General features: G+C 73.6%; 27 protein-coding genes. 17 read left to right on the plus strand and 10 right to left on the minus strand.

The window, feature by feature from the left end; all coding sequences use genetic code 11:
• The first annotated feature begins 341 nt into the window (after nt 1-341).
• A complete protein-coding gene (locus tag FJR00_RS14505) occupies nt 342-764 on the plus strand; it encodes a VOC family protein (RefSeq protein WP_337678397.1) in 423 nt (140 codons plus the stop codon).
• Nucleotides 765-793: 29 nt separating this feature from the next.
• On the opposite strand, the gene FJR00_RS14510 is transcribed toward FJR00_RS14505, so the two are convergent.
• From FJR00_RS14510 to sqr, 4 genes are all read right to left on the minus strand, one after another.
• Nucleotides 794-1,903 (minus strand): PLP-dependent cysteine synthase family protein, encoded by a 1,110-nt coding sequence (locus tag FJR00_RS14510; RefSeq protein ID WP_272949586.1) that lies wholly within the window; start codon nt 1,901-1,903, stop codon nt 794-796.
• Nucleotides 1,904-2,110: 207 nt separating this feature from the next.
• The gene (locus tag FJR00_RS14515) at nt 2,111-2,758 is read right to left on the minus strand and encodes a DsrE/DsrF/DrsH-like family protein (RefSeq protein WP_238330513.1); all 648 of its coding nucleotides are present in this window, start codon (nt 2,756-2,758) and stop codon (nt 2,111-2,113) included.
• A 32-nt stretch (nt 2,759-2,790) separates the two neighbouring features.
• Nucleotides 2,791-3,105 (minus strand): TusE/DsrC/DsvC family sulfur relay protein, encoded by a 315-nt coding sequence (locus FJR00_RS14520; protein ID WP_075957718.1) that lies wholly within the window; start codon nt 3,103-3,105, stop codon nt 2,791-2,793.
• A gap of 8 nt (nt 3,106-3,113) precedes the next feature.
• On the minus strand, nt 3,114-4,352 hold the full coding sequence (sqr, locus tag FJR00_RS14525; protein WP_141339344.1) for a type III sulfide quinone reductase, selenoprotein subtype: 1,239 nt from the start codon (nt 4,350-4,352) through the stop codon (nt 3,114-3,116).
• 108 nt (nt 4,353-4,460) lie between these two features.
• On the opposite strand from sqr, the gene FJR00_RS14530 reads away from it, so the two are divergent.
• Together FJR00_RS14530 and FJR00_RS14535 are read left to right on the plus strand one after the other, a co-directional pair.
• Nucleotides 4,461-4,835 (plus strand): YidH family protein, encoded by a 375-nt coding sequence (locus FJR00_RS14530; RefSeq protein ID WP_075957716.1) that lies wholly within the window; start codon nt 4,461-4,463, stop codon nt 4,833-4,835.
• On the plus strand, nt 4,835-5,191 hold the full coding sequence (locus FJR00_RS14535; RefSeq protein ID WP_141339345.1) for a DUF202 domain-containing protein: 357 nt from the start codon (nt 4,835-4,837) through the stop codon (nt 5,189-5,191). Before FJR00_RS14530 ends, FJR00_RS14535 begins: the two co-directional genes overlap by 1 nt.
• On the opposite strand, the gene FJR00_RS14540 is transcribed toward FJR00_RS14535, so the two are convergent.
• The 4 genes from FJR00_RS14540 to FJR00_RS14555 form a co-directional block, all read right to left on the minus strand.
• Nucleotides 5,163-5,930, minus strand: a complete 768-nt coding sequence (locus FJR00_RS14540) for an anti-sigma factor (RefSeq protein WP_141339346.1) — start codon at nt 5,928-5,930, stop codon at nt 5,163-5,165. The two genes, FJR00_RS14535 and FJR00_RS14540, sit on opposite strands and share 29 nt — an antisense overlap.
• Entirely contained in the window at nt 5,927-6,508 is a 582-nt protein-coding gene (locus FJR00_RS14545; RefSeq protein WP_202876693.1) for an RNA polymerase sigma factor, read from the minus strand. Before FJR00_RS14545 ends, FJR00_RS14540 begins: the two co-directional genes overlap by 4 nt.
• Before the next feature lie 99 nt (nt 6,509-6,607).
• Nucleotides 6,608-7,579, minus strand: coding sequence for a class F sortase (locus FJR00_RS14550; RefSeq protein ID WP_141339348.1), 972 nt, complete (start codon nt 7,577-7,579; stop codon nt 6,608-6,610).
• Between the two features lie 33 nt (nt 7,580-7,612).
• Complete coding sequence (locus tag FJR00_RS14555) at nt 7,613-8,419, minus strand: DUF4397 domain-containing protein (RefSeq protein ID WP_141339349.1); 807 nt, start codon at nt 8,417-8,419, stop codon at nt 7,613-7,615.
• Nucleotides 8,420-8,541: 122 nt separating this feature from the next.
• On the opposite strand from FJR00_RS14555, the gene FJR00_RS14560 reads away from it, so the two are divergent.
• The 14 genes from FJR00_RS14560 (at nt 8,542) to FJR00_RS14625 (ending at nt 24,735) form a co-directional block, all read left to right on the plus strand.
• The gene (locus tag FJR00_RS14560) at nt 8,542-9,033 is read left to right on the plus strand and encodes a GNAT family N-acetyltransferase (RefSeq protein WP_202876694.1); all 492 of its coding nucleotides are present in this window, start codon (nt 8,542-8,544) and stop codon (nt 9,031-9,033) included.
• 191 nt (nt 9,034-9,224) lie between these two features.
• Nucleotides 9,225-10,469: a toxic anion resistance protein gene (locus FJR00_RS14565; protein WP_141339350.1), complete on the plus strand. Its 1,245-nt coding sequence runs from the start codon at nt 9,225-9,227 to the stop codon at nt 10,467-10,469.
• Nucleotides 10,470-10,484: 15 nt separating this feature from the next.
• On the plus strand, nt 10,485-11,093 hold the full coding sequence (locus tag FJR00_RS14570) for a hypothetical protein (RefSeq protein WP_075957710.1): 609 nt from the start codon (nt 10,485-10,487) through the stop codon (nt 11,091-11,093).
• On the plus strand, nt 11,090-12,976 hold the full coding sequence (locus FJR00_RS14575; RefSeq protein WP_141339351.1) for an AAA family ATPase: 1,887 nt from the start codon (nt 11,090-11,092) through the stop codon (nt 12,974-12,976). Before FJR00_RS14570 ends, FJR00_RS14575 begins: the two co-directional genes overlap by 4 nt.
• 191 nt (nt 12,977-13,167) lie before the next feature.
• Nucleotides 13,168-14,271: a hypothetical protein gene (locus FJR00_RS14580; protein WP_141339352.1), complete on the plus strand. Its 1,104-nt coding sequence runs from the start codon at nt 13,168-13,170 to the stop codon at nt 14,269-14,271.
• On the plus strand, nt 14,268-15,413 hold the full coding sequence (locus FJR00_RS14585; RefSeq protein WP_141339353.1) for a hypothetical protein: 1,146 nt from the start codon (nt 14,268-14,270) through the stop codon (nt 15,411-15,413). Before FJR00_RS14580 ends, FJR00_RS14585 begins: the two co-directional genes overlap by 4 nt.
• Nucleotides 15,414-15,459: 46 nt before the next feature.
• Nucleotides 15,460-17,853 (plus strand): serine/threonine-protein kinase, encoded by a 2,394-nt coding sequence (locus FJR00_RS14590; protein WP_141339354.1) that lies wholly within the window; start codon nt 15,460-15,462, stop codon nt 17,851-17,853.
• The gene (locus FJR00_RS14595) at nt 17,850-19,004 is read left to right on the plus strand and encodes a PP2C family protein-serine/threonine phosphatase (RefSeq protein ID WP_141339355.1); all 1,155 of its coding nucleotides are present in this window, start codon (nt 17,850-17,852) and stop codon (nt 19,002-19,004) included. Before FJR00_RS14590 ends, FJR00_RS14595 begins: the two co-directional genes overlap by 4 nt.
• Complete coding sequence (locus FJR00_RS14600; protein WP_141339356.1) at nt 18,997-20,283, plus strand: VWA domain-containing protein; 1,287 nt, start codon at nt 18,997-18,999, stop codon at nt 20,281-20,283. Before FJR00_RS14595 ends, FJR00_RS14600 begins: the two co-directional genes overlap by 8 nt.
• Nucleotides 20,280-21,224, plus strand: a complete 945-nt coding sequence (locus tag FJR00_RS14605) for an FHA domain-containing protein (RefSeq protein WP_202876695.1) — start codon at nt 20,280-20,282, stop codon at nt 21,222-21,224. The genes FJR00_RS14600 and FJR00_RS14605 overlap by 4 nt, the downstream gene beginning before the upstream one ends.
• Nucleotides 21,225-21,281: 57 nt before the next feature.
• On the plus strand, nt 21,282-22,289 hold the full coding sequence (locus FJR00_RS14610) for a hypothetical protein (protein WP_141339357.1): 1,008 nt from the start codon (nt 21,282-21,284) through the stop codon (nt 22,287-22,289).
• A gap of 162 nt (nt 22,290-22,451) precedes the next feature.
• Nucleotides 22,452-23,333 (plus strand): SGNH/GDSL hydrolase family protein, encoded by an 882-nt coding sequence (locus tag FJR00_RS14615; RefSeq protein WP_141339358.1) that lies wholly within the window; start codon nt 22,452-22,454, stop codon nt 23,331-23,333.
• Between the two features lie 144 nt (nt 23,334-23,477).
• A complete protein-coding gene (locus tag FJR00_RS14620) occupies nt 23,478-24,362 on the plus strand; it encodes a hypothetical protein (protein WP_141339359.1) in 885 nt (294 codons plus the stop codon).
• Nucleotides 24,363-24,372: 10 nt separating this feature from the next.
• On the plus strand, nt 24,373-24,735 hold the full coding sequence (locus FJR00_RS14625; RefSeq protein ID WP_141339360.1) for a hypothetical protein: 363 nt from the start codon (nt 24,373-24,375) through the stop codon (nt 24,733-24,735).
• On the opposite strand, the gene FJR00_RS14630 is transcribed toward FJR00_RS14625, so the two are convergent.
• A complete protein-coding gene (locus tag FJR00_RS14630; protein ID WP_141339361.1) occupies nt 24,722-25,891 on the minus strand; it encodes a YihY/virulence factor BrkB family protein in 1,170 nt (389 codons plus the stop codon). The genes FJR00_RS14625 and FJR00_RS14630 overlap by 14 nt on opposite strands.
• A gap of 96 nt (nt 25,892-25,987) precedes the next feature.
• Nucleotides 25,988-26,893 carry an SDR family oxidoreductase gene (locus FJR00_RS14635; RefSeq protein WP_141339362.1) on the minus strand — a complete coding sequence of 302 codons (906 nt, stop codon included), beginning with the start codon at nt 26,891-26,893 and terminating at the stop codon, nt 25,988-25,990.
• Nucleotides 26,894-26,927: the final 34 nt, after the last annotated feature.

Consider the following 26,927-nt stretch of genomic DNA (forward strand, 5'->3'; position numbering starts at 1 on the left):
CCAAGCTGAACATCCCCACCCAGCCCGACAACGCCCCCACCCCCCACGACGACCCCGGCCACGACGACACCGACCCCGGCGACACCCCCTGGGACAAGCGCACCTACGGACCTCCTCCGTTCTGACCGCCGGCCGGCCGGCCCCGACCAACCACTGCCGGCGGGCCCCGACCAACCACCTGTCCGGCCCTCCACCCGGCGCGCACCGAGCGCCGCCCCCTCCGAACGTCTCCGGCATGAAGGGGGTTGTGCGCATCCCTCCCGAGGAGGACCGTGACACTGGATCACCCGACACCGTCACCGCGACCGCCGCCGCGACGATCACCGGGACGAGGAGAGATCATGACGACGCTCAACCCCTACATCTCGTTCACCGGCAACGCGCGGGAGGCGATGGAGTTCTACCGCGACGTCTTCGGCGGCCACCTGACGATCGACACCTTCGGCGAGGCCGGCCTGGGTGACGACCCGGCGACCGCAGCTCAGGTCATGCACGCGATGCTCGTCACCGACGAGGACCTCACGCTCATGGCCTCCGACGCACCGCCGGGCATGGACGTCACCGTGGGCGACAACGTCCAGATCTCGCTGAGCGGGCCGGCCGAGGACGAGATCGAACTCCTCGGCTACTGGGAGCGGCTCAGCGCCAGCGGCTCCGTCGACATGCCCCTCGAGCGCGCTCCCTGGGGCGACCACTTCGGCGCGTGCACCGACGGCTTCGGGATCCGGTGGATGGTCAACATCGGCGGCGGCCAGGCGGCCTGACCGACGTCCGCCGACCCGACGCGGTCACCTCACCCCGTCCACTTCCCCTCGTCCCACGCCCGGGCCATCACGGCGAGGTAGGGGTCGACGTCCCACCCGTGGTCGACCACCCACCGTTCGTCGCGGTAGCTCCGCCCGTAGCGTGCGCCCCCGTCGCACAGCAGCGTGACGATCGCCCCCGCCCGCCCCTCGGCGCGCATCTCGCAGGCCAGCCGCATCACCGCATACAGCGCAGTCCCCGTGGAGGGACCGCACGACAGCCCCGTCCGCTCCTCGAGGAACCGCATCGCCGCCACCGACGCGGCGTCGGGCACGCCCATCATCCGGTCGACCACGTCCGGGATGAAGCTCGGCTCGACCCGCGGCCGTCCGATCCCCTCGATCCGCGACCCGCACGGCCGGTGGACCTCCTCCCGCGCGAACGTCGGCAGAAAGGCCGACCCCTCCGGATCCACGACGCACAGCTGCGACCGGTGCCCGTGGAGGCGCACGTAACGTCCGATCGTCGCCGACGTCCCGCCCGTCCCCGCGCCGACGACGATCCATTCCGGGACCGGGTGCAGCTCGAGCGCCATCTGCTCGAAGATCGACTCGGCGATGTTGTTGTTCCCCCGCCAGTCCGTCGCGCGCTCGGCGTAGGTGAACTGGTCCATGTAGTAGCCGTCGTAGCGGTCGGCCAGCTCCCGGGCGACGTCGTAGACCTCGCCGGCGTCGTCCACCAGGTGGCAGCTGCCACCCTCACGCTCGATGAGCGCGATCTTCTCCGCGCTGGTGTCCCGGTGCATGACGGCCACGAACGGCAGTCCCAGCATCTGGGCGAAGTGCGCCTCGCTGACCGCGGTCGAGCCCGAGCTGGCCTCGATGACCGTCGTGCCCTCGTGGATCGCCCCGTTGCACAGCGCGTAGAGGAACAGCGACCGGGCCAGGCGGTGCTTCAGGCTCCCGGTCGGGTGGGTGGACTCGTCCTTGAGGTAGACCTGCACGTCCCAGCCCGGCGGCATCGTCAGCGCGATGAGGTGCGTGTCGGCGCTGCGGTTCGCGTCCGCCTTCAGCCGGCGCACCGCCTCGTCGGTCCACGCCCGGTCGTGCGGACGCCGCGGGCGGCGGTCGACGACGGGGACGGGAGACGCCTCCGGCACGGGACGGGTATGCCGCGCCGCAGGGGTATGCGGCGGGCGTGCGGCTGACGTGGGGTGGGCCTCGGTGCTCACCTGGTCGACGCTAGCGGAGCCGGCCGACGACCGGGCGCACGGCCGAGCGCCGCTGAGAAGCCGGCGGGCAGCAGGGCGCCGCCGCCGACCAGGCAGGGAGGGGTCGGCGGCGGCGGGCTGGTGAGGGGTGGGCCCTCAGACGAAGACGACCTGGGCGCCCTCGGCGATGTCGATGAAGTCGCCGGCGCTGATGACACCCTCGACACCGGGGTGCAGGTCGGCCTCAAGCAGCTTCATCATGTCGTAGGTCAGCCGGCAGGCGTACATGTGCGCGCCCGAGGCCTGCAGCAGGTCGAGGAACTCGGGGACCGTGGGGATCTCCTGCTCCTCCATCTGCTTGTTCATCATCCGCGTGGCGTAACCCGTCATCCCCGGCAGGTTGCCGAGCGCCTGCGGCATGGAGACGTGCTCCAGGCCCGGCTTGATGCGGCCCAGGTCGGGCATGTGCATCGCGGTGTTGCCCGAGAGGGTGAACTTGAGCTTGTCGTTCGTCCTGGTGTTGACGATGTCCAGGCCCCAGAAGGTGAAGAAGATGTGCACCTCGACGCCCTCGCCGAGCGCGGCGTTGCCCATGATCAGGGCCGGGTAGGCCATGTCCAGGTTGCCCTTGGAGCAGATGAAGGCCATCTTCCGGGGGCCGGAGTAGGCCGGGGCGCCGGCGCCCTCGGCGGCGGTCGCCGTGCCGGGGGTGCCGTTGGTGGACGGCGCGGCGCGGCCCTTGTCGCCGAAGTCCGGCATGATGAAGCCCGCGGGGGGCGTGGTGCTGCGGGTGGTAGTGCTCATGATGTGGTTCTCCTCCTCGTCGACCCGGTCGCTCAGACGCAGCCGACGGGCTTGGGCAGACCGGACAGCCAGGCCATCTTCTTGGCGGGCTTGCCGGGGTACAGGGCGAACAGGGTCTTGATGTCGAAGCCGCCGACCGTCTGGATGCGGCGCAGCGTCGGGGTGACCCCCGTCTGGGCGGAGTCCTCGCGCATGAAGCGCAGGATGGCCAGGTGCTCGTCCGACAGGTCGATCCCGATCAGGGCGGCCATGTCGGCGGCTAGGTCCTCGCTCCAGTCGTCACGACGGGTCAGGAACCCCTCGGCGTCGACCTCGAAGGTCCGGTCGTTCAGCGTGTTGGTGGGCATGGGGTTCTTCACTCCTTCGGCTGGCGCTTGCCGGCCATCGACATGTGGCTGGAGACGGGCAGCTTGTGTCCGGGGAGCAGCATCTTCCAGTAGATCTGCTCGAAGGCCAGCTTGCCCAGGTGGTTGGCGCGCGAGGGCTTCAGCAGGGTCATCGGTCCGACGACCGGGACCGGGAAGGTGCCCTTGAGCGGCTGCGTGTCGTAGTTGAAGTCGAGCAGCATGGCCTGGCCACGACCCGACTCGATGAAGCAGTTGGCGTGCCCGTCGAAGGCGTTCGGCAGCGGGCGGCCGTCGACGGCGGCGATGAAGTTGTCGATGAACTCCTCGACCGCGAAGTGTGCGACCGAGCCGGCCTTGGAGGTCGGGATGTCGCTGGCGTCGCCGAGGACGAAGATCCGCTCGTCGACGACCGACCGCAGCGTGTGCTTGTCGACGGGGACGAAGCCGGCGTCGTTGCCCAGGCCGGAGTCCATGACGAACTGCTGGCCGACGTTCGGCGGGATGGTGACGAGGAGGTCGAAGGGCAGCTCGCGCCCGTCGTAGGCGACCAGCTTCTGGGCCTCGTTGTCGATCCGCTCCACGGCGAAGTCTGCGGCCAGGCGGATGCTGCGGTCCTTGAGCAGGCCACCCAGCTCCTTGGAGGCCACCGGCTTGGTGAAGGCGCCGTCCAGCGGGGTGACGTAGGTGATGTCGACCTTGTGCCGGATCCCCTGCTTGCGGAAGTGGTCCTCGACGAGGAAGGCGAACTCCAGCGGTGCGACCGGGCACTTGATGGGCATCTCGGCGATGTGCACGAGGATGCGGCCCTCGGTGAACTCCGCGAGCGACTTCTTCAGCGCCACCGAGCCCTCGTAGGTGTAGAACTCGTGGACCTTGTCCCGCCACAGCGAGCCGTCAGCCATGCCGTCGACCAGGGTCGGGTCGGGCCGGGTGCCGGAGGCGATGACCAGCCAGTCGTAAGAGAGCCGCCGGCCGTCGACCAGCTCGACCTCACGCTCCTCCCGGTGCACCTTGGCGATGCCGGCCTCGACGAACTCGATGCCGTCGTGCAGCAGCTCGCGCCGGTCCTTGACCACGCGCTCGGGCTTCATCCAGAAGGGGATGAACAGGTAGCCCGGCTGATACCGGTGCTCGGTGTCCTGGTCCACCACGGTGATCGACCAGGCGCTCTTGTCGAGGGTCGCGAGCAGGTGGTTGGCGGCCATGGTCCCGGCCGTTCCAGCCCCCAGGATGAGGAGTTTGTTCATGCCCCCAACGATACCCCGGCGGGTATCCATTGACGCCATTCTGAGGACGTGACTTACGACACTAGGTAGTGGACTTCGGCAGGGCCCGGAGCAGCCCTGTCGCCTACCATGCCGACCGTGCCCTACTCCCGCTGGCCCCGCTCCGTCTACGGCTCGGGCGACGAGCCCGACCCCCGGTTCTCCCTGGCCAACGAGCGCACCTTCCTCGCCTGGATCCGCACCTCCCTGGCGCTGCTGGCCGTCGCCGCCGCGGTCGACGCCCTCCCCCTGCGCATCGACGACCGCGCCCAGGCCGCCCTCGCGGCCGTGCTGGCCCTGACCGGGCTCGCGTCGGCATACCACGCCTGGCGCGGCTGGGTGCGCACCGAGCAGGCGATGCGCACCGAACGGCCCCTGCCCGGCAACGCCGCCGGCATCGTCGTCGTCATCGGCGTGGCCGTCGCGGGCGTGGTCCTGCTCGTGGCCACCCTGCTGCGGGCCTGATGGGCGAGCAGCCGGCCCGGGGCACGGTCCGCGACCCGGGGCTGCAGCAGGAGCGGACCGCCCTGGCCTGGCGCCGCACCGGCCTGGCCCTGGTCGTGGGCTCGTTGACGGTCGGGCGGCTGACGATGACGACCCTGGGGCCGACCGTCCTCGTGCCCGCCTTCATCGCCGCGGCGCTGGCCGCCTGGGTCGTCAGCGTGACGCTGCGCAGCGGGCGCTACTCGTGGACCCACCCGGAGGACCCGCGGTTCGACCGCATCCTCGGCGACGGCAAGGTGCCGGCCGTGGTCACGGTCGTGACCGCCTCCCTGGCCCTCGGCGAGCTGGTCAGCGCGACCGTCCAGCTGCTGGGGTGATTCGGGCGTCACCGGCCGGGCCCGCCGCCCGGGCGGTGAGCCCGGGGTCGCCGGACAGCTCGCCCCGGAGCACGCTGCGGCCGCCGTGCGTCGGGTCTCCGTCGAGACGCTCCACGGAGACGTCGACGACGGGGTACTCCTCCAGTGAGACGTCGTCGGGAAGCTCGAGCCGCGCCGTCGTGCCCTGGAGCACCCCCACCGAGACCATCCCGCTGACGTCCGGGCGCAGCAGCCAGACCTCCAGGTAGTCACCGTCCTGCTCGACGGGCCGGTCCAGCTCGACCAGCAGCGTCCGGTGCCCGTCCACAGCGACCACCTCGGCCCGGGCGGTGAGGTCGTCCGCACCGGCCGTGGCGTCCGTGGCGTCCTCGACCGGCCCGAGACCGGCGGCGGCCACCAGCAAGCCCTCCGGCTCCTGCTCCTGCCCACCCTGCAGCAGCCGGTCGCCCGACAGCGCGACCACCCCGCCCACCGCGGCCGCGGCCAGCATCGGCAGGACCCCCGGCCACGAGCGACGGCCGGCCCGTCGGGAGCCGTGCGCCCGCCGCGGTCCTGCCACGTGCCGGGAGCCGCGCGCCCGCCGGGTGGACCAGTCACCGGACGGGTTCCCGAGCTCCTCCTCCACCGCTCGCCAGACCTGCGGCGGTGGCGGCGCGCTCAGGTCGCCGGCCCGGCGCAGCAGCCGGACCACGCGCTCCTCGCCCGAGAACTCCTGGCGTCGGTCGTCCTGCACGGTCACTGCTCACCTCCTAGCCGGTCGCGCAACCGTCGCAGGGTGCGGGTCGTGTGGGTCTTGACGGTCCCGAGCGGCAGGTCGAGCAGCTCGGCGATCTCCTTCTGGGTGCGGTCCTCCACATAGGCCATGAGCAGGATGGTCCGCTGTGGCTCCCCGATCCGCTCCAGCTCCTCGTAGACCGTGATGAGGTCGGTGGAGTCGGCGGCGTCCCAGGCCGTCAGGTCGGCCGTCGCCATCTCGTCGTCGGTGGTCGGCACCTCGGCGGTGAAGGGGCGGGCCCGCACGACGTCGGCGACCCGGCGTCGGGTGATCCCCACGAGCCAGGCGCCGAGGGGACCCCGGGCCGGGTCGAAGCCGTCCCGGCCGCGCCAGGCGGACAGGAAGACCTGCTGGGTGACGTCGTCGGCCTCGACGGGGCCGACGGCCTTGGCCGCCAGGCCGTGGACCATGCCGCCCCAGCGGCGGTAGGCCAGCTCGAGGGCCCGCTCGTCCCCGTCCAGCCACGCCTCCAGCGCCAGCCTCTCCTCCGTGGTCGTCGCAGCCGGTGGACCGGCGGCGTCGGAGGCGGCGCTGTCGGTCACGGGACCAACCTGCCGCAGGTCAGGACCGGGCGTCAACGTGAACGGCCTCCGGGTGCCGGCCTCCCGGTCCTGCACGGCGACCGCCCAGGACATCGCCGGTCACGACCCGTCGGCGACCGGCTCGGCCGTGATGACGAGGTTGTCGGTGTAGCGCCGGGTGTCGGGGGACCACGGGCCGGTGCAGGTGATGAGCTGGAGGACGTGCGGCCCGTCGCGGCGGAAGACCTCCTGGACCGCGAGCTCGGGCTTGGCCACGGTGCGCAGGGACACGATGCGGTATGCGGTGCGCGTCCCGTCCGCGGCCTCCACCGTGACCTCGTCGCCCTCGGTCACGTCGGTCAGGGCCAGGAAGGCACCCGGGCCGTTGCGGTCGTCGACGTGGCCGGAGATGACGGTGGAGCCCGCGTCGGCGCCCGGGGCGGGTCCGTAGCGGTACCAGCCGGCCCGGTCGGCGTCCTCGGGGATCTGCATCTGGCCGTCGTCCTGCACCCCGACCTGGTCCAGGGGCACGTCCAGGTCGACCGAGCCGACCTCCAGGCGCACGGGCACCCGGTCGGCGGCGGCCCTCGCGGCGTCCGCCAGCCCGTCCAGACCGGCGGGGCGCCGGGCCGGCGGCTCGACGGCCGGCCGCGGGGAGCTGTCGGCGTCGTCGGCCGAGCCGTCCTCGGTCTCGCCTGCCGGAGCGTCCTGCGCCTCGTCGGCAGGAGGTGCCTCGTCGGCCGGGGCGTCCTGCTCGTCGGCCGAAGGCGCCTCGTCGGCCGCGCCGTCCTGCTCGGCGGGAGTCCCCGTGGAGGTCATGGCCACCTCCACGGGGACCTCACCGAAGTCCTCCGCCGCCGGGACCGGGTCGCGTGTCAGCCCGACCAGGGCCACGACGAGCAGGAGGACGGAGCCGACCAGCACCGCGAGGGGCACCGCGCCGACCCGCCGCCAGAAGGCCCGGACGGGCCCTCCGGCGGAGCTGCCGACCTGCTGCTCCACGCCCTCGCCGCGCGCCGTCCCCCGACGGGGGGAGCCGCCCCCACCGGTGGGGTTCCCACCGGTGGGGACGGGGCTGGGCGGAGTGGTCATGGCAGCAGGTTCGACGTCCGGAGGGACCGGGGCTCAGCCGCGCTGGGTCGCGCGACGGGCCACGAGGCCACCGGCGGCCAGCACGCCGGCCGCACCGGCCGCGGCCAGCACCATCAGCATGGAGCTGTCCATGAGGCCACCCTGACCGGACGGGACACCCTCGGGGGCGCTGTGCAGCCCGTCGATGGTCTGGACGGCGAGGTCCAGGGTGCCGTCCTCGGCGGAGCCCCAGGCGTAGACGATGGTGTTGACGCCCTCGCCCAGGTCGAGGTCGGCCGGGCCGAGCACGACGTCCTCGGTGCCCGCGAGCACCACGTCGGCCGAGACCATGCCGGCCGGCAGGTCCAGGACCTGCTCGTTCGGGTTGGTCAGACCGGTGATGACCGGCTCGCCACCGGCGCGGACGTCCACCGCGGGGGCGGCGGCGGCGTGCCGGACGGTGAGGCGGGCGTCGCCCGCCGCGGTCTCGGACACGTCGTTGGCGAAGGCGGACAGCATCGGGGTGCCGTCCTCGGCCAGGTGGGCGGCGAGGGTCAGGTTGGCCCCGCCGGGAACCTCGAGGCCCTCGGCGGAGATGGCCGGCTCGGCCGAGTCGGGGGTGTCGCCGTCGGCGTAGACGGCGATGTCGTAGGTGCCGGCCGCGAGCATCATCGGGTCGGTCAGCGTGCCGGGCTCGAAGTCGGGCAGCAGCTCCTCGCCGTCCACGTAGACGTCCACGGTCAGGCCGGGAACCCCGTGAAGGATGGAGACGGCCGACTCGTGGTCGTCCGCGGCCGCCGGGGCGGCGAGGGCGGTGACGGTCGCGCCGGCGACCAGGGCTGCGGTGGTGATCCTGCGCATCGTGTGCTCCTTCGGTGAGGGGCGGCGTCTCCGCCCTCTGCCCCCTACTACGGGCCGATGTCCAGGCTTGGATTCATCCTTGTCAAAAGTTTGTCGAACTTTTTTGGCGGTACCGTTCCACCGTGCCCATCGACGTCTCGCTCCGGCCCGCCGTCACCGACGACCACGAGGCCGTCGGCCGGATCCTGGTCTCGGCCTACGGGCCGAGCGGGATGGCCCCGGACGAGCCCTACTGGACGGCCCTGCGCGACACGGCCGCCCGGGTCGCGGACGCGGAGGTCTGGGTCGCCGAGCTCGACGGCCGGGTCGTCGGCACGGTGACCTGGGCAGGCCACGGCTCCGGGCAGCGGGAGGTCGCCGTCGACGGCGAGGCCGAGTTCCGGATGCTCGCCGTCGACCCGGCGGTGCGCGGCCGTCGCGTCGGCCAGGCCCTGCTGGACGCGGTCGTGGACCGGGCCCGCCGGGACGGCTACGAGGCCGTCGTCCTCTCCAGCGACGGCTGGATGTCGACGGCCCACCGGATGTACGAACGGGCCGGCTTCGTCCGGGTGCCAGGACGCGACTGGACGCCGGTCCCCGGCGTGGACCTGCGGGTCTACCGGCTGGGCCTGTGAACCGGGCCCCGGGTGCGGCAGGTGCGTCCCGGGCGCCCGCCGCGCCACGGCATACCCCTCCTCCCCAGGCGCGCGGCTCCCCAGGTGTGCCGGAGGGAACGGCAGGACACAATGGGCACGTCAGACCCGCCGGGTGCCCAGGTGGCCCCGTCGACGACGCCCGACGCAGGGTGCCAACCGGAGGAGAGCAGATGACCGACCAGCCGCAGCCGCTCCAGGCCCCCGAGCCCCTGGCCGCCCCGGAGCCGCTCACGCTGACCGCGCCGCCCCCGCCGCAGCCGGTCGCCGAGACCGCCGCCCCCGCGATGGCCCCGCAGGTGGACCCGCAGGCCCTGCCGGCCCTGGACAAGAAGGTCGAGGACTTCGTCCAGGGGCTGACGCAGACCGAGACCCGGTCGCCGGAGTTCGCGCGCAAGGCCGCCGACGTCCGCACGATGGGGGACGCCGAGATCCGCACCGCGGCCGAGACGTCCAACCGGCTGCTCAAGTCGCCGGTGCGGGCCCTGCAGGAGGGCGGCGTCTCCAAGGAGTCCAAGGTCGGCCGCACCCTCATGGAGCTGCGCCGCACCGTCGAGGACCTCGACCCGGCGCAGGCCCAGGGCGCCAAGAAGTTCCTGGGGATGATCCCGTTCGGGGACCGGCTGCGCGACTACTTCCGCAAGTACGAGTCGGCCGAGAAGCACCTCGACGGCATCCTGCACGCGCTGCGCAGCGGGCAGGACGAGCTGGCCAAGGACAACGCCGCGCTCAACATGGAGAAGCAGCAGCTGTGGGACTCCATGGGCCGGCTCAACCAGTACGTCTACATCGCCGAGCAGCTCGACGCCCGCGTCGCCGCCCACGTCGCCCAGCTCGAGGAGACCGACCCCGAGAAGGCCAAGGCGATGCGCGAGGACGTGCTCTTCTACGTCCGGCAGAAGCACCAGGACCTGCTGACCCAGCTGGCGGTGTCGATCCAGAACTACCTGGCGATCGACATCATCATGAAGAACAACATCGAGCTCATCAAGGGTGTCGACCGGGCCTCCACGACCACCGTGTCGGCGCTGCGCACCGCCGTCCTCGTGGCCCAGGCGCTGAACAACCAGAAGCTTGTCCTCGACCAGATCACCGCGCTCAACGAGACGACCTCCGACATGATCCAGCGCACCAGCGAGATGTTGCGGGACAACTCGGTGGCGATCCAGGAGCAGGCGGCGTCCTCGACGCTGGGCCTGGAGCAGCTGCAGGCGGCCTTCGCCAACATCTACGAGACGATGGACGCGATCGACGCCTTCCGCTCCCAGGCGCTGGACTCGATGGCCCAGACCATCGGCGTGCTCGAGGGAGAGGTGTCCAAGTCGCGGGGCTACCTGGACCGTTCCCGCCGCACCGACACCCGGCTGGTGGGTGGCGAGCTCGACCTGGGCGACGCCCCGCCGACCCGGTCGTCCTGACGGGGCGGGGACGGCATGGGGTTCTCCGACCTGCTCGACCGGATGCTCGGCCGGGCGCCCGAGGCGGCCGACGACCGCCTCGAGCTGCCCGCGCCCCCGACGGCGCAGGACGTCGAGCAGGCGCTCGCGACCACCGAGGAGCTGCTCGGTTCCTCCGCGCTGCCCTCGGTCGTCACCGCGCGGGCCCAGCGCGTCGTCGACACCGTGCGCGACACCGTGCCGCGGATGGGTCGGATCTCCGGCAGCAGCCTGGGCTACACGGTCGTGGCGACCGCCACCGACTACCTGCCCGAGGCGATCGGCGCCTACCAGCGTCTCCCCCGGCGGTACGCCGACACCCGTCCCGTCGACGGCGCTAAGACCTCGCTCATGGTCCTCGTCGACCAGCTCGACCTGCTCGGCCTGACGATGGACCGGGTCTTCGACGCGGTCTACCGCGATGACGCCCGCGAGCTGGTCGCCCAGGGGCGCTTCATCGCCGAGAAGTTCGGCGGGTCGGCCGGGGGCGGGTCGCTGCGGATCGGGGCCGACGACCACGCGCCCGTCCCGGAGCAGCCGTCGGAGGAGTCTGCCGACGACGACGCTGTCGACCCGCTCACCCCGCCCGAGGGAAGGACCTCATGACCACGTCGCCGCTGCGCGAGGCCGTCGACACCCTGGCCCGGGTCGGCGAGCAGGCCGGCCTGGATGAGGGGTCCGCCCGCGCCGAGGGCATCGCCCTGGCCGCCGCGGTGATGGAGCGCAGCGTGGGCTCGGCCCGGATCGCCCGCACCTGGGGCGAGGCCTTCGCCCTGCCCGCCAGCGACTACTTCGGCACCGCCCCGCACGGCCGCCGCTACCGCGCCGTCCCCACGCCGCTGCTGCAGACGCTCCTCGCCGAGTCGAGCCCGCACGCGCAGGGGTATGCCCTCGCGCTGGCCGACGTGGCCACCGCGGCGAGCGCGCTGCCCGGGTCGGACGCGACCACGGTGGGTCAGGCGATCACCGCGGCCCGGACCCAGCTGGCCGCGGCCGGGGTGCAGGGGCACCCCCGCGCCGGGCGGCGTCCGCCGGCCGCGGACCCGCTCGAGGGCTACGCACCGGCCTCGCACCAGGGTGCCGGGCTGGACGGCACCGACCAGCGCACCTGGGCCCGGGAGCTGCTCGAGCGTGCCCAGGAGCAGTCCGGCCGGGTCCGCCAGATGCTGGACGAGATGGGCCGGCTCGGCCAGGCCGGCGGCCCGGGCGGCCAGCTGCCGCCCGCCCCGCCGACGTCGTGGACGCCGCCGGCGGGCACGGCATACCCCCCGGAACCCACTGCCGCCGCCACCCAGGAGGAGCCCGCGGAGGCCGAGCCGCCGCCCGAGCCCGCTCCCCCGCAGCGGTCGGTCGAGGAGCTGCTCGCAGAGCTCGACGAGCTGATCGGGCTGGAGCGGGTCAAGGCCGAGATCCACCGGCAGGTGGCCCTGCTGAAGATGGACGCGCGCCGTCAGGAGGCCGGCCTCAAGGTCGCCACGCTGACCCGGCACCTGGTCTTCGTCGGCAACCCGGGCACCGGCAAGACGACGGTGGCGCGGCTGGTCGGCGGCATCTACCGGGCGCTGGGGCTGCTCGACAAGGGGCAGCTCGTCGAGGTCGACCGCTCCGAGCTGGTCGCCGGCTACCTGGGCCAGACCGCCGCCAAGACCGCCGAGGTGGTGGCGTCGGCGCTGGGCGGGGTGCTGTTCATCGACGAGGCGTACAGCCTGGGCGGGGACCAGTACGGCAAGGAGGCCGTCGACACCCTCGTCAAGGAGATGGAGGACCACCGCGACGAGCTGGTCGTCATCGTCGCCGGCTACCCGGCGCCGATGGCCGAGTTCATCGGGATGAACCCGGGCCTGGAGAGCCGGTTCCGCACGATCATCGAGTTCGACGACTACACCGACGACGAGCTCACCGGGATCCTGCTCGTGCTCGCCGAGAAGATGGACTACGACGTCGACCCGGAGGCGCAGGAGCGGTTCCGCGAGATGCTGGCCGCCACGCCGCGGGGGCCGAGCTTCGGCAACGGACGCTTCGCCCGCAACATGCTCGAGGCCGCGATCGGCCGGCACGCCTGGCGGCTGCGGGACACCGAGGACGTCGACGTCACCGAGTTGCGCACGCTGCGGCGGCAGGACTTCGAGGACCGCGACGGGGTGGACCTGTCCGTGGAGGTCGAGTCGGGTGAGTCTGAAAGCGACGTCATGTCCAAGATCGGTGATGACCACGAGGGGCTCCCGCCGTTAGTGAGGGCCACCGCAACACCTGGTGATTTGCCGCGCAGACGCCCACTCAGAGGCTGGTGGGCTTGGCCCCCTGCGATGAGGGTTCCGCGAAGATCGCGTACCCGTCGACAAGGCGACGAAGAAGTTGGGCCAGTGCCTGGACGTGATCCTGGCCCTCCCCCCAACAAGGCAAGTGGCCGTGCCACTCGACGCCTGCGCGCGAGGCGTGAAGATAGGTCGAAGGCCAAGCCGGCGGGCCGTGCAGAGGACGCAACATGAGTGCATCCCAGGCGCCTCAAGCCGGTCAAGCACCGGCACGGTCCGGCGCAAACGCCCCCACTCCCGTCAGTTCGCCGAAGACCACCACCTCTGGCGCCCAGCGGCCCGCCCCGGGCAAGGGCGCCCAGCCGCAGACCGCAGGGAAGGGCACCCAGGGGCACCCGACCTCCTCGACCCCCCGTCTGCTTCGGGTGGCCCGCGGCGTGACGGCGGCTGCTGCCCTGCTCACCGGGATCGTGGCCACGGGCACCTTCGACACCGGGGGCGTCAACAGCACCCCCAACGTCATCGCGGCCCAGTGGACCGCGGCCGAGCGCACGGGCGTCGGGCTGGCCGAGGCCGAGCTGCGGGCCACCGAGCAGGCCGCCGCCCGGACCACCGGCAGCGCGCCGGCCGAGACCTCCGGGGACCCCGTCGAGGCGCTGCGGGTCGCGGCCGGGGCGCACGCCCGCTCCGGGGGCGACCCGGGCCGCAGCAGCGAGACCGCGGCGGAGATCGCCGAGGCGGCGGTCCTGGTCGGTCGGACGCTCGCGGCCCCCGCGGCCGGCGACGCGGCGGACGACGCCACCGAGGGCGGCTCGGTGGCCGAGGACCTGACCGCGGCCCGCACCCTGCTGCGCACCGCCGGCGACGCCAGCGACGCCACGGCGGCCACGCACGCCGAGGACCTGGCCACCGGCTCCCGGTCGGTCCTCACCGGGGTGGTCGGGACCCTCGCGACCCTCCTCATGCTCGGCGTGCTCGTCTGGCTGGCGCTGCGCACGCGGCGGATCGTCAACGTCCCCCTGCTGGTCGCCACCGCGATGACGGGCTGGCTGGCCTACGTCTCGCTCAACCCCGCTGCCGTCCCGGTCAGCGTCGACGGCCAGGTCAGCGGCACCGCCGAGGTGGCCGACGCCCTGCAGCACGTCCGGGAGGCGAGGGCGGGCCAGTACGCCCCCGTCCTCGGCACCACCGACACCTTCGCCACCGACGGGGCCAACGCCGCGGAGGCCCTGGGCGCGCTCGACGACCCGGAGCTGTCCGAGGCCTGGGAGCAGATCCAGGCCGCCCAGGAGGACGTCGCCGCGGCGCCCGACCCCGCCGCGGCCGCGGAGGTCCTCGCCGGGACGCAGGAGGCCTACGCCGGGCTGGACACCGAGCTCTCCGAGCGGCTGGACGGCCGCCTGGGGGCTGCGGCCTCCCGCGTGGGCCTGCCGGCCGTCGTCAGCTCCGGGCTGGCCCTGCTGCTCGGCCTGTCCGCCGCCGGCCTCGCGTGGGCCGGGATCACCCGTCGTCTGCAGGACTACCGGTGAGCCCCGCCACGAGCAGGTATGCCGTGGCGCCCCCCGCACCGGGGGCGCTCGGCACGGACGTCGACCCCCGGGAGCTGCTGCGCTACCTGGACGCCCTGATCACCTGGAAGGACCAGCGCAAGATCGAGCTCGACGCCCTCGACCGCGCCGCGATGGACCTGTCCGACCCGCAGGACCGGGCGGCCGTGACCCCCGACGTGACGCTGTCGATGACGTTGTGGCAGGCCGTGTCCAACCGGCTGGGACTGATCCTCGCCACGTGGGACTCCGGCCGGGTCGGGGAGGGTGAGCGCCGCCGGATCACCACCCTGGTGTGGGGCTCCCTGGAGCAGCCCGGGCAGCGGGCGGGCGGCCAGTCGCTGGCGGTCTCGCTGCCGGAGGCCTGCCGGCTCTCGGACTCCCTGGCCTCCTCGCTGCGGATGCGCCTGCGGCTGGACGGCGCTGACCCGACGGTCACCGACCGCCTGCACGACCTGCGCCAGCAGGTGGAGCGGATCGCCGACCAGGTCGCCCTCGTGCCGGAGAGCCGCCGGGCCTCCGCGCAGCAGGCCTACGAAGCGCTGGACCGCCGGCTGGAGGACGTCACCGGGCGGGCCCGACGCGGTGGGGACGTGGGCGGCTTCCTCGGCCCCCTGGAGGTCGAGGCGGCCACGACCGAGCGCGACCTCATCGTCGCCGCCTCCCAGCGGGCCTCCGCCCGGGTCGACCACGCCCGCGCCTCGCAGCTGGTCGCCGAGCTGACCGCCCGCGGCGAGGCGGTCCGGACCCTGGCGGAGCGGGCCCGGGCCCTGGTCGCCCCGGCCCCCACGCTCGGCGTGCCCGACGTGGCCCAGCTCGGACCGGTGCCGGGCGACCCCGAGGAGCTCACGGCATACCTGACCCGGCTGGAGCGGGTGGACCGCGCGCTCACGGTGGCCCAGCAGGCCTACGCCGCCGCGCTGGAGCGGCGGGAGGACCTCGCCGGGCGGGCCGGGCGGGTGCACGCGGCGCTGGCCGACGACGAGCAGGGCGCGGCCGCGAGCGCCGGGCTGGCCGAGCAGGCGCAGGCGCTGCTGGCGCGGACCCCGACCGACCTGACGCGGCTGGAGGCGATGGTGCAGGCCCAGGAGACGCTGGCCCGGACGATGGGGGTCCAGCCGTGAGGCCCCACGACGTGGCGCCGGCGGCCGGCGGACGGACGGAGGCGCGGTGACCGGGTGCGTCGAGCCGGGCTGCCCGGGGACCTACGAGGACGGCTGGTGCAACGTCTGCGGCTCGCCGGAGCCCACGCAGGTGCCGACGGGCGGGGTCGTGACCGGGCACGTCCACGGCGACCCCTCGCTCGGCCCGGCCGGCGCCGGGGTCGGGGCGGGTCCCGCGGCACCCGATCCGTCCGGGTCGGCCGCAGACGGCGCTGCAGCGGGGGACGGCGGGTCCGCGGCCGCCGGCGGGCCGGCGGGCGACGGGTCGGGGGACGGCGCGTCGGCCGAGGCACCCGCCGAGGGACCGAGCGCCCACCAGGTCGCCACCCCGGCCCCCGGCCAGACCCGCCAGGCCGTACGTGCGGCCCGGGTGCGGCGGCAGCGCGCGGCCTCCGGGCGCCGGTCCCGGCTGGGCATGGGCCTGACCCAGGTGCCGCCGGTGCCCCCGGGGGACCCCCTGGACGCGGTCATGGTCGACCCCGAGGTCCCCGAGGACCGACGCGTCTGCCCCAACTGCGGGGCCAGGGTCGGGCGGGCGCTCGGCGAGGGCGGCGGTCGGCAGCAGGGCTTCTGCCCGCAGTGCGGCGCGCCCTACTCCTTCACCCCCAAGCTGGACCAGGGCGACCTCGTGGCCGGGCAGTACGAGGTCGCCGGGGCGCTGGCGCACGGCGGGATGGGCTGGATCTACCTGGCCCGCGACCGCAACGTCTCCGACCGGTGGGTCGTGCTCAAGGGCCTGCTCAACACCGGCGACGCCGACGCCCTGGACGCCGCGGTCGCCGAGCAGCAGTTCCTCGCCCAGGTCAAGCACCCGCTCATTGTCGAGATCTACAACGTCGTCACCCACGAGGGCGACGCCTACACCGTGATGGAGCACGTCGGGGGCACCAGCCTGAAGCAGATGCTCAAGGCGCGGATGCAGGCGGCCGGGCGCTACGACGCCTTCCCCGTCGAGCAGGCGCTGGCCTACGTCATCGAGGTCCTGCCGGCCTTCACCCACCTGCACGACCTGGGGCTGCTCTACTGCGACTTCAAGCCGGACAACCTCATCCAGGAGGGCGACGGCGTCAAGCTCATCGACCTTGGCGGCGTGCGGCGGCAGGACGACCTGGAGTCGCCGATCTACGGCACGGTGGGCTACCAGGCGCCCGAGGTCGCCGAGGTGGGCCCCTCGGTCGCCTCCGACGTCTACACGGTGGGCCGCACGCTGGCCGTGCTGACCTTCGAGTTCCGGGGCTACCAGAGCGAGTACGTCGACTCCCTCCCCCCGATGTCGCAGGTGCCGCCGTTCGTCGAGCACGACGCGTTCTACCGGCTGGTCGCCCGCTGCTGCGCCCCCGACCCCAACGACCGTTTCCTCACCGTGGAGGACCTGCGCTCGCAGATGATGGGCGTGCTGCGACAGGTCGTGGCCGCGGGGTCGGACCACCCGGCGACGCTGTCCTCGCACTCGCCGGTGTTCGACCCGCCGGTCTCGACGACCGAGACCCTCGCCTGGTGGGAGCTGCCCGAGCTCAAGCACGACGACGCCGACCCGATGCTGGACTGGGTCGCCAACCTGCCCACCTCGGACCCGGTGGCGCTGCACGCCGCGCTGCAGGGGGCCTCCGAGCGCACCCCCGAGGTGCTGCTCGCCCAGGCCCGGGCCGGCATCCGGGTCGGCCAGCAGACGTGGGTGGAGGACGCCGTCCGGGGCCTGCTGGCGGAGGACCCCTGGGACTGGCGGGCCTCCTGGATGCGCGGCCTGTGGGCGCTGAGCAGGGTCGGCACTGCGCAACCGAGCGACCGCGACGCCGACCGGGCCGCGGGCCACGCCGCGGCCAGCCACCTGGCGGTCGTGCGGGACGCCCTGCCCGGCGAGATCGCGCCCCGGCTGGCGCTGGCGCTGGCCAGCGAGATCGGCGGCTACGCCAAGGCGGCCGAGCTGGACTACGACCGGGCGTGGCGCACGGACGCGGCGTACGTCGCGCCCGCCGCCTTCGGGCTCTACCGGGTGCGGCTGGGCCGCGGGGACGTCGACGGGGCGATCACGGCCCTCGACTCCGTCCCGCCCGGCAGCCGGGCGCACCCTCGGGCCCGGTGGCTGCGCGCCGAGCTGCTCCGCCGCCGGGGCGGGCTGGCCGACCTGCGCGAGTCGGTCCACTCGGTCTCCCGGCTGACCCTGGACCCCCGACAGCGGGCCCACTTCTCCGCCGGCGTCTACGAGCAGGCCCTCGAGCAGGTGCGCGAGCACGGCGAACGCCCTGACTGGCGCCTGGGCGAGGTGCGCCTGACCCGCGACGCGCTGCGCCGGGCGCTGGAGCAGGAATACCGCTTCCTGGCCGACTACACCCCCGACCCCGCCGAGCGTGCGGCCCTCATCGACCGGGCCAACGCCGTCCGACCCTGGAGCTGGACATGACGACGACCCCTCCCGTCCCCCCGCCGCCGGACGGCCTGCCCGAGCCGGCCGACCGGCAGCAGACCGCCCCGCGCGAGGCCGCCGAGCCCCAGGCCGACCCGCCCGAGGCCGACGAGCCCGAGGCCGACGAGTTCGAGGCCGAGGAGCCCGAGCCCTTCTCCGACGGCCCTCCTCCCCTGCCCGAGCCGATGCTCGTCCTCGACGGGACGCTGCCCGAGCACCCCGCCCCCGCCGACGAGGAGGCCCCGGACCACGGGACCTGCGCGGTGTGCGGCGGCGCCTACGACGAGGACGGCTGGTGCACCGAGTGCGGGTCGCGCAGGCCGGACCCGCGGCACCACTTCAGCGCCCGGCCGGACGACCACGTCGCGGCCGTCTGCGACCGGGGGATCCGGCACGAGGACAACGAGGACGCGATGGCCGTCTGGGCCGACGGCACGGGCCGGGCGGCCCTGGTCGTCTGCGACGGCGTGACCACCGCGACCCGCAGCGCGGAGGCCAGCATGGCGGCCGCCGACGCGGCGCTGGAGGTGCTCGTCGACGACGCCCTGGCCCCGGCCGAGCGGATCGTCGCCGCCACCGACGCGGCCGCGGAGGCGGTCGAGCAGGTGGGCCGCGACTTCCCAGAGTCGGCGCCGTCGTGCACCTACGTCGCCGCCCTCGTCCAGGACGGCACCGCGACGGTCGGCTCAGTGGGCGACAGCCGGGCCTACTGGCTGCCGGACTCCGGCGAGCCCCGCCGGCTGACCACCGACGACTCGATGGCCGAGGAGCAGGTCCAGGCCGGCATCGACCGGCAGACCGCCGAGGCCGGCCCGATGGCCCACACGATCACCCGCTGGCTGGGCCCCGACTCCCCCGACCACACGCCGGTGGTCACCACCCAGGACGTCACGACGCCCGGCTGGCTGCTGCTGTGCTCGGACGGGCTGTGGAACTACGCCTCCGAGCCGCGGGCCCTCCGGGAGGTCGTCCACACCCTCGCCCGGCCCGAGGCGGACGGGGGCGAGGCACCGCATACCCCCTCCTCCCCCGACCCCCTCGACCTGGCGCAGGCGCTCGTCGACTGGGCCAACGACCGGGGCGGCGCCGACAACATCACCGTCGCGCTCGTGCGCACGCCGACGGGGCAGGATGGGACCCATGGCTGAGTTCACGGCGACCGTACACCAGAACGAGCACCTGCCCGACGGCGGGACCGACGTGCACGCCATCGTCTCGGTGACCTGCACCGGGGCCGGCACGGTGGCACCGATGAGCAGCGGGTCCGGGGAGGCCGGCGAGATCATCATCGTCGACGTCTCCGGGTCGATGGACGTGCAGGGCGTGCAGGCGGCGGCCTACGCCGCGTCCGCCGCGCTGGACCAGATCGTCGACGGGGTCTGGTTCGCGATCGTCGCGGGCAACCACGAGGCCGCGCTGTGCTACCCCACGACGGGGACCGCCTCGATGGTGCGGATGTCGGCCCAGTCGCGGCTGGAGGCCAAGCGCTCGCTCCAGCGGCTGGTGCCCGGCGGCGGCACCGCGATGGGCCGCTGGCTGCTGGCGGCGGCCCAGCTGTTCGGGACCGTGCCGACGCTGACCAAGCGCCACGCGATCCTGCTCACCGACGGGGCCAACCAGCACGAGACCCCCCAGGAGCTGAGCTGGGCCATCGAGCAGGTGCGGGGCCGCTACCAGGCCGACTGCCGCGGGCTCGGCGCCGCCTGGCAGGTCGAGGAGGTGCGCCGGATCGCCGAGGCGCTCATGGGCACCGTCGAGCTGATCCGCACGTGGGACGGCCTGCCGGAGGACTTCGCCCGCCTCATGCAGCAGTCGATGGGCCGGGGCGTCAGCGACGCCGAGCTGCGGGTGTGGGCCCCGCAGGGCGCGCAGATCCTCTTCGTCAAGCAGGTGGCCCCGACCCTGGAGGACCTCACCGGACGACGGCGGGAGGTCAACGCGCTGACGGGGGCCTACGACACGGGGGCGTGGGGGGACGAGACGCGGGACTACCACGTCGCCGTCCGGCTGGCGCCGCGCGCGCTCGGTCAGGAGCAGCTCGCCGCCCGGGTCCAGCTCGCCGTCGCCGGCGAGGTCCGGACCCAGGGACTGGTCAAGGCCAGGTGGTCCGACGACAGCCTGCTCACCGCCCAGATCAGCCCCGAGGTCGCGCACTACACCGGGCAGACCGAGCTGGCCTCGGCGATCCAGGAAGGGTTGCGCGCCAAGGCGATCGGCGACGACACGACCGCGACGTCCAAGCTGGGGCGGGCCGTGCAGCTGGCCCGGCAGACCGGGGACGAGGCGGCCACCTCCCGCCTGGCGCGGGTGGTGGACATCGAGGATGCCGCGACCGGTCGGGTCCGGCTGCGGCGCAACGTGGACCGCCTCGACGAGATGGAGCTGGACACCGCCTCGACGAAGACGACGAGGGTGCGGCCTTCGTGAGCGCCCGCTGCCCCGAGGGGCACCTCAGCGAGGCGATGGACTACTGCGACGTCTGCGGCACCCCCATGGACGCCCCTGCCGGTGCGGGTATGCCGTCCGCGCCCGCCCCGGGCGGCGGCGGGTTCGACCTGGGGCCGTCCGCCCCTGCTCCGGCCCCGGCTCCGGCGACGATCACCTGTCCGCACTGCGGGGCGACCAACGTCGAGGAGGCGCTGTTCTGCGAGGCGTGCGGCTACGACTTCACGACCGGGACGCCACCGATGGACGGTCCCGCCCCCGAGGTCGAGGGTCCTGGGCCGGAGAGCCCCGTGCAGGAGGAGGTCGAGCCCCCGGAGGATGAGCCGGAGCAGTCCGGGGAGGAGCAGGAGCGCGAGGTCGAGGAGGTCGAGGGAGAGGAGGTCGAGGCAGCGGCCCCTGAGCCGGAGCCGGAAGCCGACCCGGGCCCGGAACCGGAGCCGACGCCCGCGGAGCCCGCACCGCGGGCGCACCGGGCGCCACGGCATACCCCTCCCTCGCGGGAGCTCGCGGACGCCTGGGTGGTCGAGATCTGGGTGGACCCCGACTGGTACGCCGTCCAGCAGACCGACGAGACCTGCCCGAGCGCCGGGGTCCCGGACGTGGTCCTGCTGACCCGCAGCAGCGCGCTCGTCGGGCGGCCGTCCAGCAGTCTGGCCGCGCGCCCTGAGATCGACGCCGGCGGCGACAGCGCGGTGTCGAGGCGGCACGCGCAGCTGAGCAGCGACGGGCAGCGGTGGTGGATCGAGGACCTGGGCAGCAGCAACGGCACCTTCGTCGGCACCGTCGGCGAGCCGCTGCCGACCACGCCGCTGACCCCCGGGCAACGGGTGGAGATCGACCGCGACGACCGGATCTTCGTCGGTGCGTGGACCCGGCTCGCGCTGCGGCACGCGACCGAGGCCGAGAAGCAGGGGCGGGGCTGACCGGCGCGACGCGCCGCACCCTGGCTCCTGTCCGCCGGGCGGCCTAGAGTCAGGGCCATGCCCGCCGAGCCGTCCGACCGCGCACCACGCACACCCACCAGCCGGGGACGGCTGCGCCGGTCGGGGCGGGCGATGACCCGCGTCGGGCTCGTCCTGCTGCTGATCTCCCTCGTCGTCACCCTCGTGGCCGGCCTGGCCACGAGGAGCCTGGTGAACAACCTGCGCGACAACTCGGCCGAGCTGCTCGACGGGACCGCCACGGTGCCGCTGTCCCAGGGCGACCAGCGCAGCCTCTACGTCACGGGCGGGCTGGTCGCGCCCGGTGAGATCGTGCCGACCCCGGTCGAGGACATCCGCTGCACCGTCGCCGGGCCCGAGGGCGAGGTGCCGGTGGCGCACCTGTCCGACGACGACCAGCGCGTCGGCGTGGACAACCCGCTGGCCCGGTTCCAGGTGGTCGGATCCTTCCGCGCGAGCACGTCCGGGGAGCACACCATCGACTGCTCGGGGCTGGGCGTCGTCGTCGCCCCCGAGGTGAGCCCGGCCGACGGCCTGCTGCGCGTCGGCGGTCTCATGCTCGGCAGCCTCGGGGTCTTCGGCGGTGCCACCCTGGCCCTCATCGGCGGCGTCCTGCTGCTTGTCGTGCGCCACGGCACCGACGAGGGGGACGACGACGGGCAGGAGCTCGACGTGGCCGCCCAGCCGCCCTCGGAGGGTGCCGAGGAGTGGTGGGAGGAGGAGACCGTCAGCCCGGCCGCGGTGCCCGCCGGTGCGGAGGACCCTCTCGATGCGGCCGCCCCGGCCCGCACGGACGACCCGGACGGTCCCAGGGACGTCGGCAGCGACGTCCCGGAGGGGGCCGGCCCGGTGGACTTCGACGTGGTCACCGAGGACGACTACGTCGACCTGAGCGACGAGGAGCTGGCAGCCCTCTCCGACGAGGAGGTCGCCCAGCTCGTCGAGTCCGGCGCCCTCGTCTTCGTCGACGAGGACGGCGAGGTCGTCAGCGACACCACCCCCGGCCAGGACGACGGCTCCGCGGAACAGCAGGACACCTACCGCTGACCTGCCGTCGGTCGACGCCTGGGGTCCCACCCCCACGCCAGACCGCACGCCCGACCGTTCGCGTCCGGGCGCCAGGGTCTTCCCCGAGGCACCGGACAGGAGCATGATGGCTCCCACCGCCTCCGGCGCACCGCCGCGCCGGTGGTCCGTCGAGGAGGACCCATGTTCCGCAGGATCGCCACCGCTGCCGCAGCCCTGACCCTCACCGTGCCGCTCGCCGCGCTGCCCGCGGCTGCCGGCCCGCCGGACGGCAAGGGGCCGGGCGAGCGCCCGGACACCTCGTCGCGGAGCGTGGAGTGGTACCTCGCACTCGGCGACTCGCTGGCCGCGGGCTTCCAGCCAGGGGTGGGTGACGACCTCGACGGCGGTTACGTCGGGCACGTGCTCGACGGCCTGCAGGAGGACTACGCCAAGACCAAGCTGGTCAACCTCGCCTGCTCCGGGGAGACGTCGGCCACGATGATCGACGGGGGTCGTTGCTCCTACGACCAGGGCAACCAGCTCGACGCCGCCGAGCAGTTCCTGCGGGCGCACAAGGACAAGGTGTCGACGGTGACGATCGACATCGGCGCCAACGACGTGCAGCAGTGCGTCCGGGGCGGGACCATCGATACCGCCTGCATCGCCGCGGGGATGCAGGCGACGATGACGAACCTGCCACTGATCCTCACGACCCTCGACAAGGCGGCCCACCCGGACACCGAGATCGTGGTCGGCAACTACTACAACCCGTTCCTGGCGGCCTCGCTGCTCGGCCCGGAGGGGCGGCAGCTGGCGCAGACCTCTGCCGTGCTGCAGGACCAGCTCAACGGGATCATCGCCGGTGCCGCCTGGTCCGTCGACGCCGAGGTCGCCGACGTGGCCTATGCGTTCGACAGCGACGTCCAGACCCTCGTCCCGTTCATGGGCACCACCGCCCCGCTCAACGTCGTGCGGATCTGCAGCTGGACCTGGATGTGCAGCTGGAACCCGCCGGACATCCACGCCAACGACACGGGCTACGCGGTGATGGGCCAGACCTTCCTCGCCGCCCTCGCCGAGTGACATCCGCACTCTCGTCCGGTTCCTGACCGCCCCCTCCTCCGCGACCTGCGGAAACGTCCAGGGCCACGTCAGGAACCGGCCGAAAGTGCTGCCCTGTGCACGTCTGCCTGCGCGAGGTGCGCCGCAGGGCATACCGTGGGGCCTGTGAGCACCGCACCCAACCCGTACGGGCCCGGCCAGTCCCTCCCCCGCCGCAGCAGCGGGATGACCAAGGCCGGCAAGATCATGTTCTTCGTCGGCCTCGTCCTGTCGGTCCTGTCGCTGGTCGCGGTGGTCTGGGGCACGACCCAGACGGTCCGCGTCGCGCAGAACATGATGGACGACACCATCACCGTCACCGGCGACACCACGGTGCCGATGAGCCAGGGCGGCTCCCGGATGATCCTCACCGAGGGCGGGCAGGAGCCGACCTGCACCGTGACCGCCCCCGACGGGTCGGACGTCGCCGTCAGCCAGGACGCCGCCCTCTCCGACCTCGGCGACGCGCAGGTCCAGGTGGTGGGCGCCTTCTCGGCCGTGCAGAGCGGCGACCACACCATCACCTGCGACGCCCCCGCTCAGCTCACGCCCGAGCTCAGCGCCTCCTCGGCCATGGGCGTCCTCGCCGCCGGCCTGGGGCTGCTCGCGCTCCTCGGCTTCGGCTTCCTGACCCTGATCGGCCTGATCCTGTGGCTGGTCGGACGCAACCGGGACAAGAAGGCCATGGACGGCCCCGGCAGCTACGGCTACAGCACCTCCTCCGGCTACGGCCAGAGCCAGGGGTATGGCGCACCGTCCTCCCCCGGGTACGGCCAGCAGGGCTACGGGCAGGGCCAGGGGTACGGCCAACCGCAGGACTCGGGCTATGGCCAGGGCCAGAGCCAGGGCTACGGCCAGCAGGGCTACGGGCAGGGCCCGCAGGACCGGACGCAGCAGTGGGGCACCCCGGGGCAGCAGCCGCCCGCGCAGGGGTCCACCGACAACCCGTGGGCCGCGCCGCCGCCCCCCGGCAGCTCCCCGGACCGGGGCACCGACGACGACCGTCGCTGAGGAAGCCGCCGTGGCGACCTACGCGGTCAACGAGGCGGGGGTGGCCCGGTGCCGGGACCTCATCGACGCCCGGCAGTACGTCCTCGACAGCGAGTGGTCGGACGTCCAGCCGGGCGCGGACGCAGAGAACGCCTACCTGGAACGCCACTCCTTCGAGGAGTATGCGCAGTGGCACCTCGGGCTGACGGTCGGCGCGACGGAGGGCACCAAGAGCCGCTACGCGTTCGTGTTCGGCGACTTCCGTCGGGTGCACCGCTCGGCGCTCATCGCCTGCGTCTTCCGGGCCGCCCAGTGGCGGCACAAGGCCGTCGAGCTCGCCGCGCACGAGTTGCTCCAGCGGCTGGACGCAGCCTCCGGACTCACCGCGGACTAACCGGCCGGTCCCCGGGGCCGCCCGCGTCGCCCGTCGGCACCCCGTCGTCCGTCGCCTCCCCGTTGCGGCGTCGGCGCATGAGGCGTCGCCGGCGGGTACCGTCCTCGGTCTCCCCCGCGGCGGCCGCCCGGCGGGCCTCCCGCTGCGCGGCGCGCTGGGCCGCCCGGGCGTCGGCCTGCTCCAGGTGGTCGGACTGGTCGAAGGTCACGGCCACGTCCTGGTAGTCCTTGATCCGCGTCGAGACGGTCGCGTCCTGGTAGGTCCGCACGTCGGCCGGCGTGAGCGCGACCGAGCTGGTGAACGGCCCGAGGAGGGCCCGCGGCCACAGCTTCTTGACGCGCACCACGTTGACCTCGACGCCGATGACGACGATCTGGGCGGCCACGAAGATGAACCCGATGAGGCCCAGGACGACCGCGAACACGCCGTAGGTGTCGCCGGAGCGGCTGACGATCTGGTTGGCGTAGGTGATGCCGAAGCGCTGCAGCAGCAGCCAGCCGACCGCGGCGACGACCGCTCCGGGCAGCACCTCGACCAGCCGCACCCGGTAGGTCGTGCCCACCCACATGCCCAGGCTGAAGACGAGCACCGCCACGACGAAGCTCGCCGCGATCACCATGAACGGCACCATGCGGCGCAGCTCGACGCCGTAGGCGCCGGCGGAGTGCGCCAGGACCGACCCGACCGTGGTCCCCAGCAGCATCAGCCCGGCGATCGCGATGAGCGGCAGCGACCGGATGGGCGAGCGGATCGGGTCCGGCCGCTGGTGCCGCGGCACCGCCCAGCAGATGTTCATCATGTGCAGCGTCGCCTGCGAGGCGCGCACCGCCGCCCAGATCGCGATGACGACGCCGATGACGACGGCGGTCGTCGACCCGCCGAAGCCCTCGTCCCCGATCTGGCTGCCCAGGACCGGGAACTGGCCGACGGCGGTCTCGAGGATCCGCTCGCGCCACTCCGGCTCCCCGTCGAGGACGAACCCCAGCACCGAGGTCAGCAGCAGGATCATCGGGAACAGCGCGAGGAAGCCGTAGTAGGTGATCAGCACCGACAGGTAGACGCCGTGGTCGTCGATGAACTTGTAGACCACCGCGACCGGGAAGCCCACCCAGCGGTGCCGGCGCTGCAACTCGTCGAGCCGCCGGGGTATCGACATGCGGGCCTCCTAGGGTCCCGACGATTGTGACGCACGGTGCGGTCCGCGCCGGGGAGGACGCGTCCCGCCCCGGCGCGTCGACCACCCACCGTCAGGTCACGGCGAGTCGGCTCCTCCGTTGACGTTGAGCGTCTCCCCCACGACGTAGGAGCTCTCCGGGGAGGCGAGGAAGACGTAGGCCGGGGCCAGCTCGACCGGCTGGGCAGCCCGGCCGATCGGCTGCCCCTTGCCGAACTGCGGCAGCTTGTCCTTCGGCTGGCCCTCGACCACCTGCAGCGGCGTCCAGACGGGGCCGGGCGCGACGATGTTGACGCGCACGCCCTTGGGTGCCAGCTGCTTGGCCAGGCCCTTGCCGAAGGTGTTCATCGCCGCCTTGGTCATCGCGTAGTCCAGCAGCGTCTCGCTGGGGCTGTAGGCCTGCACCGAGGAGCTGAGCACGATCGTGGACCCGGGCTCCAGGTGCTTCACCGCGGCCCGGACGAGCCAGAACATCGCGTAGACGTTCGTCTTCACCGTCTCGTCGAACTGCTCGTCGGTGATGTCCTCGATCGACGCGGTGGCCACCTGGCGCCCGGCGTTGACGACGAGCGCGTCGAGCCCGCCCAGACCGTCGACGGCCTCCTCGACGATCCGGTCGCAGGTCTTCCGGTCGGTCACGTCGGCCGGGATCCGGAGGCAGGTGCGCCCCTCGGCCTCGACGAGCTCGGCGATCCGCTCGGCGTCCTCCTCCTCGGCCGGCAGGTAGTTGATCGCCACGTCCGCCCCCTCCCGGGCATAGGCGATCGCGACGGCCCCGCCGATGCCGGAGTCGCCGCCGGTGATCAGCGCCTTGCGCCCCTCGAGCCGACCCGTCCCCCGGTAGGTCCGCTCCCCCCGGTCGGTCCGCGGCTCCAGCTCGGCGTCGAGCCCGGGCATGTCCTGGTCCTGCTCGGGGGGCGTGATGTCGGGGTGCCGGGTCACCGGGTTGTCGAACGTCAGGTGGTCCGTGTGCTTGCGTGCCATGGCCTCATGCCACCACCGCGGGCGGGGACGCGCC

Source organism: Ornithinimicrobium kibberense (assembly GCF_006519705.1).
GTDB lineage: Bacteria > Actinomycetota > Actinomycetes > Actinomycetales > Dermatophilaceae > Ornithinicoccus > Ornithinicoccus kibberensis.